Raw genomic sequence first — 12,102 nt, forward strand, 5'->3', positions numbered from 1 at the left:
CAACGGATTGCCCCTGCGAGACCAACACATCGACCTGGCGTAGCTTCCCGACGATCTCTTCGGGCTTGTGGCGTTTCTTCGGCATCTCGGTCCTCCTGTCTGCCAAAACACATACTTCAGGGTGGACCAATTCAACGGGGGTGGATCAGCCGCCGAAATTATGTCGCTTGGAGCCATTGAAGACGATCAGTTCGCCGCCACCGATGGATTCACCACTGACTTTGGCCAAACCCAATCGCCCGAAGGCTTTGCAGGCTTCGACCTGAAGTTGAGGAGAGGTAGGAAGAACGAGCGCCCAGGGGCCGCTGACCGGATAATCGTTTGCCGAATGCGCTACCCCAGATGACAATACGAAGGCACAAATCACGTAGAATATTCGACGCATCTCGGACCTCATGCTCAGCTCGTTATGAGTCTACGCATTGGGTTGAGAGCGAGGTTGTCACCACGCTCTCGCGTCTATTGATATGCGATAGGTCGCGATCTCTTCGAATTCTTATATTCCTGCTGGATCTCATACCATCGAAACAACGCCGTATCGAATAATCTCTCATTTACGAGCGCGGGCTCATTGCGAAGCCGGCCTTGAGGATCGTTCTGCCGAAGAGAAGCAAGCTCATACGAAGCTGCCAAGGTTGGTTGGCAATTGTATAACTTACCATCCTGACGATTGAATACGTAGGTGGCCATCAAGGGGGAAAGCATACCGTAGAGTCCAAACTGGCGTCCCTCAGAGGTGCCAAGGCCGGCTGATTTCTTGGAGACAATCGTAGGTTGACCCTCTAGGCGGACCCATTCTTCCAACGCCAGGCCCGCGAACGCCGGGGCGCATTCACGTTGGTCGCGAGAACTCCCCCAGATGTTGTGGTGCAAAATATTGTCTGTACTAAAAGATGGCGGCCCCTGCTCGGCAACCAAAGCATTCTGAGCGTCTTGTAGTTTATCAGGCGAAACAAGGACGGAGTGCATGAGTTCAAAAACCCGTCCTGGCAGATTGGGAACTGTCATGATTGCGACAAACTCGGAGCCGTCACGGTTGACGTACAAACGCCCACCAAACTCCACTTGCCAAAGGCCATCCCGGTTTCTGAAGCTGCTGTCCGTTCCGAGAAATTTATGATTGGCTGTCGGAAGATCATAGACAGATTCGACTGCCATTTTCCGCCTGATCAGCTGGTCGGCCTCGCGAACCGGTTGGCCGAGCCTTACGCCAAGCAACTCCGGCCCGTACCCTTGGGGGTCCAGCATCCGGACAGCAGGTTCGACAAGGACAGGGAAGGTGGGAAACGCGGGTTGCGGCAGCATGGGGTTGGCCGGGCAAGCGGCCTTTCGGTCCGCCGGAAACGCTTTGCAGGCACAAATGAACTCGGGCTCATTGAGACTCGCGCCTAGATCCTGGAACCCACAGGCTTCATTCGTCGCATTCCGCATGAGTTCATAGGCGTTCATCTCTTTCAGGCAAGCGCCATTGGCAATCCAGAGCGCTGCGTGCGCAGCGACAAGTTTCGGGTCTGCGTCAGGCGGTGGAAAATTATGCAAGAGTTCTTGATCGGCCGCTGGAAGTCGCTTGAAGCAAATCTCAACGGAATTCGCGGCGTTTGAGCTGATCGAATTGTCGAAATATTTCGTCCGGCATTTGAGATTGTCGCCATCATCTTTGGTCGAAATCATGCAATAATTTAGAATCGTTAATCTCAGTTGCTCCGCAAATTTTACCGCCGCGACATTGTTCCAATTATATCCGGTACGCATCTGATAGACGAATTCTTCGAAATTTTTGCCAGGAAGCCCAAGCTGCCTGAGCGCGATACCTTCGCCGGCGCGTATTGTGTTCCGCCTCTCGATGGCTTGATCGATATCTCTTTGAAGAGCCGCTCTATTGGTGCAGTTTCCGCATTGATCCAGAGCCTTGCGCAACGTCAGTATACGTAGCTTAAGCTCCTCCGAAGCCTGAAGGTACTGACCAATCGCGGCGCCCGGCGCAAGCAGTTTCCCGGTCGCGGGATCTCGGCCGTCGAAGGATTGGCCAAATAATGGCTGCAGAAGTGAAGCCGAAAATAGCAAAACGAGCGCAAGCCAGAACGGCGCCCTCGAAAGGGGGCGATATCGACGTCTCCGCGTGGAGCGCGATCTCAGTAGGCTTGGGAGCTCCAGACGGAGGTGGCCGGATAGAGCAGAAAAAGCGCGCACGCTCATCGTACCCTCCTTTTCCCTTTTGACTGCCTTGTCATGTGGAACGCTGCAGCCGGCCGCATTATTACGTTAATCTGCCCATGACGCTAGGTTAAGTTGGCCCGTATGCGCCTTCAGCAGAGTGTGACTGAAACCAGATGGGGTGGATGCGCCCGCTCGTAATTTTAGGTTCGAGCAATCCCAAAATCCGCCTCTTCCGCGGTAGGCGCTGCCTTCAAGATTGCGCCACAAGCGGTCGTTGAATTAAGCCCGGAACCGGTCGCTCGCGGCTCTGATACGAGACGTCGTATTCCCGAGCTCCCAGAACGATCATCGTGGGATCGTTGTCATGCCCCCGCTTTCCAATCCGTCCATGGCGTCCGGAAACCGCGCTGAGGCGCATCGGTCGACGGGACGGAATTTTGTCGATCTGAACGTCGCATTTCGCGCGAGGGCGTGGGAATGCGCAGGGGCATGCTTGGGGCTTGTGCTGTGTTAGCCCCCCGCACGGAAAATTCCCGCTCCGCTCTGGATGACGACAGAGGGCTCTTCAACCACAGTTGTCGATCCCTGCGTTGGATCGTATCGCTACAGCTTAAACCGATCTATCAACGCTTTCGGGTTCAGCGATTGACGAGGACGATGGCGGACGACAGCAGCTCGGTGCGTAAGCGCTTGGGGCAGTTCTATACCCACAGGTCGGAGGCGGAATCACTCGCAAATTGGGCCGTTCGCACGGGGATGGAGAGAATCCTCGAGCCCAGCGCGCTGCGCGACAACCGCCGCCCCAACCGATGAGTTCGCGGCGGTCGATCTAATCTTGGTCGACGCCGATAGCCCGCCCGGAGCGCGGCGCGCTCAATCGGAGATCTACAACTTCTTCCGCTAGCGAAACCGCAATCGGCCCCGAGCAACTCTTTGCTCGGGGCCGATTGCGTTGCGCGTCCGCGCGATGATTTTCCTACTGTTTCAAGCCAGTTTTGCCGGCCTAGGGCCTCATTTCCGTGGCCAGAATGCCGACAGACTATAGCCTCAAATGCCGACAGACTTCCTGCAACGCCGAAATTCGATATCAACAATATCAGAGACTTACAAAGGCGACTGCCGACAATCTATGCGTTCCGCACACCCTGACGGGTGATGACACCGAACGGGATGCTCCGGCCTTCTTGGCCGTCGGGATGCCCCCAAACCGCCGCCATGGCGGATCGGCCGCCCACGCGCTAGCTTCACAGACATGTGGGGGATTCTCCAAGCCTACTGGCCGCATATCCTTGCCGCCATCTCCGTCGTGATGGCGGCCATCGCCGGCGCTCATGCGGTGATGACGAAGGACGAAGTGCGCGCCGCCATCGGCTGGACCGGCGTCATCATCCTTTCGCCGATCGTCGGCCCCCTTCTCTATGCGATTGCCGGCGTGAACCGCATCCGGCGCGCCTCGCTCCTCGCGCAACGGACCGGCCACGGCCGGGCAGCGACGCATTTCCACGTCGGCGACAAGGCGGTCGGGGCGCGGTTCGGGCAACGTTTCACCGCGCTCAAGACGCTGGGCGACCGTGTGGCCCGCCACCCTCTGACCACCGGCAACAGCATCGAAACCCTGCGAACCGGCGACGAAGCCTATAGCGCCATGCTGACCGCCATCGCGGCGGCCGAGCGCAGCGTCATCCTCGAAAGCTACATCTTCGACCGCGACCCGATCGGCCTGCGCATCGCCGATGCGCTGATCGCCGCGCATCGGCGCGGGGTTGCGGTGCGCGTGCTGATCGATGCGGTCGGCGCCCGCTATTCCGTGCCCAGCATCGCCGGCCATCTGCGCGAGGGCGGCGTCGCGGTCGACGTGTTCAACGGCAACATCATCATGGGCCTCAGGCTGCCCTATGCCAATCTGCGGACGCACCGGAAGATCATCGTCGTCGACGGGACCGTCGCCTTCATGGGCGGCATGAACATCCGCCAGGGCTTCACCCGCGAGTTCGCCGGCGACGCCTTTGCCCATGACACGCATTTCCGCCTGACCGGGCCAATCGTCGCCGATCTTTTCACGGTCGCGGCGGAGGACTGGCGCTTCGCCTCCGGCGAGGCGCTCGAAGGCCCGGTATGGGAAATCACCTTGCCTGCCGCCGGTGAATTCGCCGCGCTCGTGCGGGCCGTGCCGTCGGGTCCGGACAGCTATCTGGAGACCAATCACAAGCTCTTGATGGGCGCACTTTCGGTCGCGCGGCGCTCCGTCAGGATCATGTCGCCCTATTTCCTGCCGGATCAGGAATTGATCAGCGCGCTCGTCACGGCGGCGCGGCGCGGCGTCGACATCGACATCATCGTCCCCTCCGTCAACAATCTGGTGCTGGTCGACAGGGCGATGACCGCGCAATTCGACCAGATTCTCAAGAATTATTGCCGAATCTGGCGCTCGACCGGCCCGTTCGACCATTCCAAGCTCTTCGTCGTCGATGACTGCTGGGCCTATGTCGGCTCCTCCAACCTCGACCCACGTTCGCTCAGGCTGAATTTCGAGATCGACATCGAAGTGCTCGACCATCATTTCGCAGGCGGAATCGCCGAGCGCGTCGAGGCTGTGATGGCCCAGGCGACGCCGGTCACGCTTGCCGGCCTGCGCGCACGCCCTTATGTCTTGCGTCTGATGGACAGGTTGATCTGGCTCGGCTCGCCCTATCTTTGAGCCGATCTGGTCGCAGCCCTGGCGCCACGGATATGCAAAGCTTCGTCCTGTTCGATTCGAGCGGGCCAAAGCCTCAAACGGCAGAGCGATGCAGAAGAAGAGCCCGAGCCTGCGCGCCAGCATCATCGCCTCGCTCCGCCAGCGGAAGAACCGCGATGAAGCGTCCAGGCATGGGCCGGGCGAGCGGCCGGCAGGCACGCTGGTCGCCTCCTACAATGTTCACAAATGCGTCGGCGTCGACGGCCGCTTCGATCCTGGCCGCATCGCGCAGGTGATCCGCGAGATCGCCCCCGACATCATCGCGCTGCAGGAAGCCGACAAGCGCTTCGGCGCACGCCACGGCCTGCTCGACCTTACCAAGCTGAAGGAGGAGACGGGTCTCCTCCCCGTTCCCATCGAGAGTGCCAACGCCGCCGCCCATGGCTGGCACGGCAATGTCGTTCTGTTCCGACAGGGGCTGGTGCGAGACGTCCATCAGGTCTCGCTGCCCGGGCTCGAACCCCGCGGCGCGCTGGTCGTCGACCTCGATCTGGAGGGCGGCAGGGAGGTGCGCATCGTCGCCGCCCATCTCGGCCTTCTGCGCCGCTCGCGCTCGCAGCAGACGCGCATGCTCCTCGACGTGATGAGGAACCGCGACGAACGCCCCACCCTTCTGCTCGGAGACCTCAATGAATGGCGCCTCGGCGACCGCTCGTCGCTGAAGGAACTCGGCCCCACTTTCGGCACGCTGCCGATGCCCGTGCCGAGCTTTCCCTCGGGCCTGCCGCTGCTGGCACTCGACCGGATCATCGCCAACCGGCCGGAGATGCTGTCCGACGTCACGGTCCATGATACGCCGCTGGCGCGCATCGCCTCCGATCACCTGCCGATCAAGGCCATCCTCGCCCCGAGCCTCGCGGGCCTTCCCCTGCCTACTGCCGCGCTCGGGCACGCGGTCAATCCGGCTGCCGCGATCATCGGCTTTCGGAGCGGCGCCGCGCTTGCGGGACCAGAGGAGGGTCCCTTGCCGATCTCGGAGCTTCCGGACGGAAGCGAAGGCAGCAACCGGGCGCTCGTGCGCAAGGCGGGCGATCGGCTGAAGCGCGCGGTCAAGCGGACCCTGCGCCGGGCCTGACACACCTCCTTGGAAGCTATCGCGGTCCTGCGTCATGACGCGCATGCGTTCCGACGCTGGCAACATCCGACAAATGCTGCTTTCTGGCCCTGTCAGCTGCAAGATGGCGTGGAATCAGATGCCGGATGCCTTGGCCGAGCGCCCAAGCGCGCTGCAACTCTTCCTGATCTTCGCGCGGATCGGGCTGACCAGCTTCGGCGGCGGCCTGAGCGGCTGGATGCTGCGGGAATTCGTGCAACGGCGCCGGCTGATGAGCGAGGAGGATTTCCTCAACGGGCTCTCGATCGCGCAAGCCCTACCCGGCGTCAACGTCACCAACATGGCGATCTGGATCGGCTACAAACTCGGCGGACGCAGCGGGGCGATCGCCTGCTGGCTCGGCATCGTGGTGCCGGCCGCCATCGTCATCGTGCTGATCGGCACGCTCTTCTCTTCACTCGGCGGCTATGCCGTCACCCATGTCGCCCTCAACGGTGCCGCCTCGGCCGCGATCGGCCTCTCGCTGGCCATGGGATTGACCGCGGCACGGCGCGTGCCGCGCCGGGTCTTTCCGCTCGCGATCATGGCCGCGACCTTCTTTGCCGTCGCGATCCTGAAACTGCCGTTGCTCTGGACTGTGCTCGGCGCCGGTTCGCTGAGTGTCGCCGTGACCTATTATCGGGGCTGAGCACCGGACGATGCCCAATCTGCCGCTCAGCATCCTCGTGGTCTTCCTGCCGCTCTCGCTGGTGACGATCGGGGGCGGCCAGAGCGCCATCGCCGACATGCACCGCCAGATCGTCGACGTGCATCACTGGCTGAGCGCTGCGCAATTCGTCGACGCCTTCGCGATCGCGCGGCTGGCGCCGGGCCCGGGCTCGCTCCTGGCGACGCTGATCGGCTGGCAGATCGCCGGGTTCTGGGGCGCGCTAGCCGCGACCGTCGGCATCTTCGGGCCGACCGCCTTCCTCATCTATGGCGTCGCCCATATCTGGTCGCGCTATGAGGGCGCCCGGCTGCTACGCGCGCTGGAAAAAGGCCTGCGCCCCGTCGCGGCCGGCATGATCCTGGCCGCCAGCTATGTGCTGATCCAATCGCTCGACGGCGGCTGGCTCGGACGCGGCACCGCGCTTGTCTCGACGGCGCTGCTGATGCTGACGCCGATCAATCCGTTGCTGCTGATCGCCAGCGGCGCCGGCTGCTTCGTGGGGCTGCACCTGCTGGCGCTGTTCTGAAGAAATGTCGGGGCCGGGCGCGTGGTTCGTTGATCGGGCCACGCAGCTTCACTATCCCTCTTGTCGACAAGAGGTCTGCGAATGAAACCGGCGAAGACGACCACAAGCGCAGTGCCCGAGCGCAAGCGCGGCTCCGGCGTGAAGCTGGTCTACGACCTGCTGCGCGACGAAATCCTCGATCTGGTGCTGCCGCCGGGCAGCCCGATCGACGAGGTGCAGCTCGCCGAACGCTTCGAGATGTCGCGCACGCCCATCCGCGAGGCGCTGGTGCGGCTGGCCGGTGAAGGGCTGATCGTCACGCTGCCCAACCGCTCGACGATGGTGTCGAACCTCGACTTCCTGAATCTGTCGCCCTTCTTCGACGCCCTGATGCTGATGTACCGGGTGACGACACAGCTTGCGGCGCAGAACCATCGCCCCGAGGATCTGGACGTGATCCGCGCCCGGCAGGCGGAGTTCGCCGCGGCGGTGAAGGCCCAGGATGCGCTCGCGATGATCGCGACGAATGCGGATTTCCACGCCGCCATAGCCGAAGCCGGCCGCAATCCGTATTTCAACAGCCTCTTCAACCGCCTGCTCGACGAAGGGCGCCGCTTCCTGCGGCTCTACTATCAGTCCTATGACGACCGGCTTCCGCAGCAATTCGTCGACGAGCACGAGGACATGATCGCGGCTATCGCGGCGCGCGACATGGCGGCCGCCGAACGCCTCGGCCGCGCCCATGCCGAGCAGATCATCCAGCAGATCCAAAAGCTTACAGTGGGCGACAAGCGACTGGAGATTGCCCTCTGAACTGCCTGTCGAATTCTTGTCGACAAATAATATGCAATGTGAGATAAGAGCGCCGGGGAGAGGCGGATCGCTGCGCGACACGGTTCCTCTCCCGTCCCACAAAGCCAGCAGGAGAGCGCGATGAAGGCCAGGATTTTCTCGGGCGTGATCCCCGCCCTGATGACGCCCTGCAAGGCGGATCGGACGCCCGATTTCGATGCGCTGGTGCGCAAGGGCAAGGAGCTGATCGCCGCAGGCATGTCGGCCGTGGTCTATTGCGGTTCGATGGGCGATTGGCCGCTGCTGACCGATACGCAGCGCATGGAAGGCGTCGAGCGGCTGGTCAAGGCCGGCATCCCGGTCATCGTCGGCACCGGCGCGGTCAATACGGCCTCCGCCGTGGCGCTTGCCGCCCATGCGCAGAAAGTCGGTGCGCAGGGTCTGATGGTGATCCCGCGCGTGCTCTCGCGCGGCACGGTCGTCCTCGCCCAGAAGGCGCATTTCAAGGCGATCCTCTCGGCCGCGCCCGATCTGCCGGCCGTGATCTACAACAGCCCCTATTACGGCTTCGCCACCCGGGCCGACCTGTTCTTCGCCCTACGGGCCGAGCATCCGAACCTCGTCGGCTTCAAGGAGTTCGGCGGCCCGGCCGACATGCGCTACGCGGCCGAGAACATCACCAGCCGCGACGACGACGTCTCGCTGATGATCGGCGTCGATACCGCAGTCTTCCATGGCTATGTGAACTGCGGCGCGACCGGCGCGATCACCGGCATCGGCAACGTGCTGCCGAAGGAAGTGCTGCATCTGTGCAGGCTGTCCGAGGCGGCAGCCCAGGGCGATGCCGAGGCGCGCCAGCGCGCGCTCGAACTGGAGCAGGCGCTCGGCATCCTCTCCTCCTTCGACGAAGGCCCCGATCTCGTGCTCTATTTCAAGCACCTGATGGTGCTGAAAGGCGACAAGGAATACGGTCTGCACTTCAACGAAACGGACATGCTGACCGAGAGCCAGCGCGGCTATGCCGAGGCGCAGTTCAAGCTGTTCAACAGCTGGTATGCCGCCTGGACGAAGCAGCCCGGCGCCGTGCAGAAATACGCCGCCTGACGAGCGAGCATCGACCGCGCCTGTGGCGATGGAGGCCAGCCCCTTCGCCACAGGCTCCAAGGCGCCTCGAGAGACCGGATCCATGGCCAGCTACACCTTCTCCTGCCTCGACGGCCACACCTGCGGCAACCCCGTCCGCCTGGTCTCGGGCGGCGGCCCCAGGCTCGAAGGCGCAAACATGCTGGAGAAGCGCGCGCATTTCCTGCGCGAGTTCGACTGGATCCGCACCGGGCTGATGTTCGAGCCGCGCGGGCACGACATGATGTCCGGCTCCATCCTGTATCCGCCGACCCGGCCCGATTGCGACGTCGCCGTCCTCTTCATCGAGACCTCGGGCTGCCTGCCGATGTGCGGGCATGGCACGATCGGCACGATCACCATGGGCATCGAGAACGGCCTGATCACACCGCGCGAGCCCGGCCGGCTCTCGATCGACGCACCGGCCGGCAAGGTCGACATCACCTACCGCCAGGAAGGCCGCTTCGTCGAAGAGGTGCGGCTCACCAACGTCCCGGGCTTCCTCTACGCCGAGGGGCTGACGGCGGAGGTCGAAGGCCTCGGCGAGATCGTGGTCGATGTCGCCTATGGCGGCAATTTCTACGCCATCGTCGAGCCGCAGAAGAACTTCCGCGACATGGCCGACCATACCGCCGGCGAGCTCGTCGGCTGGTCGCCGAAGCTGCGCGCAGCGCTCAACGCGAAATACGAATTCGTCCACCCGGAGCACCCGGAGATCCGGGGCCTGAGCCATATCCAGTGGACCGGCCGGGCGATCCAGCCGGAAGCCCATGCCCGCAACGCGGTGTTCTATGGCGAGAAGGCGATCGACCGCTCGCCCTGCGGCACCGGGACGTCGGCGCGGATGGCCCAGCTCGCCGCCAAGGGCAAGCTCAAGGTCGGCGACGAATTCGTGCACGAGTCGATCATTGGCTCGCTGTTCAAGGGGCGTGTCGAGGCGGCAACCACCGTCGCCAACCGCGAGGCGATCATCCCCTCCATCGCCGGCTGGGCGCGGATGACCGGCATCAACACGATCTTCATCGACGATCGCGACCCCTTCGCCCACGGCTTCGTCGTGAAGTGAGCGAAGCCCACGCGCTTCCCACCGCTTAAGCGCAAGCGCCCTCACCTCTCAGAACGATGCAATCCGACGCTGCCCGACGGATGTCGGGCGCGCCGCGCCTGCGCCCACCTTGACTTGTCGCGCCCGAATAAATATCCAACCGGTTGGATATTTATTGGAAAACCCATGGGCAGGCACAGAACCATCGACCGCGAGGCGGTTCTCGACGCGGCAGAACGGGTCGTGATGCGGGCGGGAGCCGCGCATCTGACGCTGGATGCCGTGGCGGCCGAGGCCGGCATCAGCAAGGCCAGCGTCCTCTACGACTACAAGAGCAAGCGCGCACTGATCGGCGCCGTCATCGAACGTCGCGTCGGCACCGAGGAAAAGCGGATCCAGGCTTTCATCGCGGCCGAAGCCGGCAAGCCGGATGCGGATATTCACGGGCGCCTCGCCGCCGCCTCGCGCTCATCGTCGGAAGAAGACCGCGCGGTCGCCCTCAACCTCTGCGTCGCCCTGGCACAGGATGCCGAGTTGCGCGGGCCCGTGCAGAAGTCGCTGCAGAACACGCTCTCCGCCATCGCCGCATCCTCGACACATCCGCGCGGTGCACTGCTCGCCTTCCTCGCCGTCGAGGGATTGACCCTGCTCGACTGGTTCGGGCTGCTCAGCTTCCCGGAAGCCGAGCGCGACAGGTTGATCGCCGAGATCGGCTGGTTGGTCGGGCAGTCGCCGAGCGCACTTCCCCAAACCTGAAACGCAACCAGATCACATATCGAGCGCCGAGCCCGAACCCATGCCTTTCTCGTCTTTGACCCTCTCCCGCATCCTCGTCATCGCGCTGCCGCTGTTCGCGGCCGCCTGCAGCGAGGAAAAGCAGCCGACCAAGACCGCTGCCCAGATGCCACCCGTGACGGTCGGCATCGTCACGGCCGAGGCGCAGAACCTGCCGGTGACCAACAACCTGCCGGGCCGCATCGCGCCGACGCGCATCGCGGAGGTGCGCCCGCGCGTCACGGGCATCGTCGTCGAACGGGTGTTCCAGCAGGGCAGCCTCGTCAAGGAAGGCGACGTCCTCTACCGGATCGACCCGGCCCCGTTCCGGGTGCGCGTGGCCAGTGCCGAGGCGACCCTGAAGCGCGCGGAAGCGACGCAGTTGCAGGCCCGCCAGCAATCCGACCGCATCATCGAGCTGCGCGAGCGCAACGTCGCCAGCGCGCAGCAGCAGGAAAGCGCGACCGCGGCGCTGGCCCAGGCCGATGCCGATGTTGCGGCTGCTCAGGCGGGCCTCGCCGCGGCGCAGCTTGACCTGCAATACTCGGAGGTCCKCGCCCCGATCAGCGGCCGGATAGGCCGCGCGCTGATCACGGAAGGCGCGCTCGTGGGCACCGGCGCCGCCGACATCCTGGCGACGATCCAGCAGCTCGACCCGGTCTATGCCGACTTCACCCAATCCGCCGGTGAATTGCTGGCGCTGCGCCGCGCTCTCAAGCTCGGCGCACTGACGAGCTCGGACCCAGGTGCAGCCAATGTCCAGCTGCTGTTCGACAATGGCGAGCGCTATCGCCATTCGGGCAAGCTGCTGTTCTCGGAGGCCACCGTGGATGCGACGACCGGGCAAGTGACGCTGCGTGGCGAGTTCCCGAACCCGGAAGGCGATCTTCTGCCCGGCATGTATGTCCGCGTCGAGATCGAGCAGGGCGTGCAGAGCAACGCCATCGCCGTGCCGCAGCAGGCGATCCAGCGCGATGGCCGCGGACAGGCGCAGCTCTACATCCTCAAGCAGGACGGCACGCTGGAGCTGCGGCCGGTCCGCGCCGGCCGGACGCTGGACAACCGGCAGGTGATCGATGACGGGCTGAAACCCGGCGAACAGGTCGTCGTCGAAGGCTTCCAGAAGATCCGCCCAGGCGCGAAGTTCACCGGCGCACCCTGGCAGGCAGCCGCTCCGGCCAAGACCGCCGGCAAGCAGGGCTGATAC

The 12,102-nt window shown here is 63.6% G+C and carries 10 protein-coding genes and 1 pseudogene; 9 read left to right on the top strand and 2 right to left on the bottom strand.

Annotation, left to right across the window (positions count from 1 at the left end; translation table 11 throughout):
* Window positions 1-145: 145 nt before the first annotated feature.
* Both AC1DIN_RS20920 and AC1DIN_RS20925 read right to left on the bottom strand, forming a co-directional pair.
* The gene (locus AC1DIN_RS20920) at window positions 146-397 is read right to left on the bottom strand and encodes a hypothetical protein (protein ID WP_476811160.1); all 252 of its coding nucleotides are present in this window, start codon (window positions 395-397) and stop codon (window positions 146-148) included.
* A 62-nt stretch (window positions 398-459) separates the two neighbouring features.
* Window positions 460-2,196 (bottom strand): hypothetical protein, encoded by a 1,737-nt coding sequence (locus AC1DIN_RS20925; protein ID WP_476811161.1) that lies wholly within the window; start codon window positions 2,194-2,196, stop codon window positions 460-462.
* Window positions 2,197-3,409: 1,213 nt separating this feature from the next.
* On the opposite strand from AC1DIN_RS20925, the gene AC1DIN_RS20930 reads away from it, so the two are divergent.
* From AC1DIN_RS20930 to AC1DIN_RS20970, 9 genes and pseudogenes are all read left to right on the top strand, one after another.
* Window positions 3,410-4,855, top strand: coding sequence for a phospholipase D-like domain-containing protein (locus AC1DIN_RS20930; protein ID WP_476811162.1), 1,446 nt, complete (start codon window positions 3,410-3,412; stop codon window positions 4,853-4,855).
* An 88-nt stretch (window positions 4,856-4,943) separates the two neighbouring features.
* A pseudogene (locus AC1DIN_RS20935) lies at window positions 4,944-5,738 on the top strand (endonuclease/exonuclease/phosphatase family protein); the annotation flags it as partial.
* Window positions 5,739-6,087: 349 nt separating this feature from the next.
* Window positions 6,088-6,636 carry a chromate transporter gene (locus AC1DIN_RS20940; RefSeq protein WP_476811163.1) on the top strand — a complete coding sequence of 183 codons (549 nt, stop codon included), beginning with the start codon at window positions 6,088-6,090 and terminating at the stop codon, window positions 6,634-6,636.
* Between the two features lie 10 nt (window positions 6,637-6,646).
* Window positions 6,647-7,183: a chromate transporter gene (locus AC1DIN_RS20945; protein WP_476811164.1), complete on the top strand. Its 537-nt coding sequence runs from the start codon at window positions 6,647-6,649 to the stop codon at window positions 7,181-7,183.
* Window positions 7,184-7,264: 81 nt separating this feature from the next.
* Complete coding sequence (locus tag AC1DIN_RS20950) at window positions 7,265-7,975, top strand: GntR family transcriptional regulator (RefSeq protein WP_476766473.1); 711 nt, start codon at window positions 7,265-7,267, stop codon at window positions 7,973-7,975.
* Window positions 7,976-8,095: 120 nt separating this feature from the next.
* The gene (locus AC1DIN_RS20955; protein WP_476811165.1) at window positions 8,096-9,058 is read left to right on the top strand and encodes a dihydrodipicolinate synthase family protein; all 963 of its coding nucleotides are present in this window, start codon (window positions 8,096-8,098) and stop codon (window positions 9,056-9,058) included.
* A gap of 82 nt (window positions 9,059-9,140) precedes the next feature.
* On the top strand, window positions 9,141-10,142 hold the full coding sequence (locus tag AC1DIN_RS20960; RefSeq protein ID WP_476811166.1) for a 4-hydroxyproline epimerase: 1,002 nt from the start codon (window positions 9,141-9,143) through the stop codon (window positions 10,140-10,142).
* A gap of 165 nt (window positions 10,143-10,307) precedes the next feature.
* A complete protein-coding gene (locus AC1DIN_RS20965) occupies window positions 10,308-10,877 on the top strand; it encodes a TetR/AcrR family transcriptional regulator (RefSeq protein WP_441472045.1) in 570 nt (189 codons plus the stop codon).
* Window positions 10,878-10,917: 40 nt separating this feature from the next.
* On the top strand, window positions 10,918-12,099 hold the full coding sequence (locus AC1DIN_RS20970; protein ID WP_476811167.1) for an efflux RND transporter periplasmic adaptor subunit: 1,182 nt from the start codon (window positions 10,918-10,920) through the stop codon (window positions 12,097-12,099).
* Window positions 12,100-12,102: the final 3 nt, after the last annotated feature.

Source organism: Allobosea sp. 05T438 (assembly GCF_056396025.1).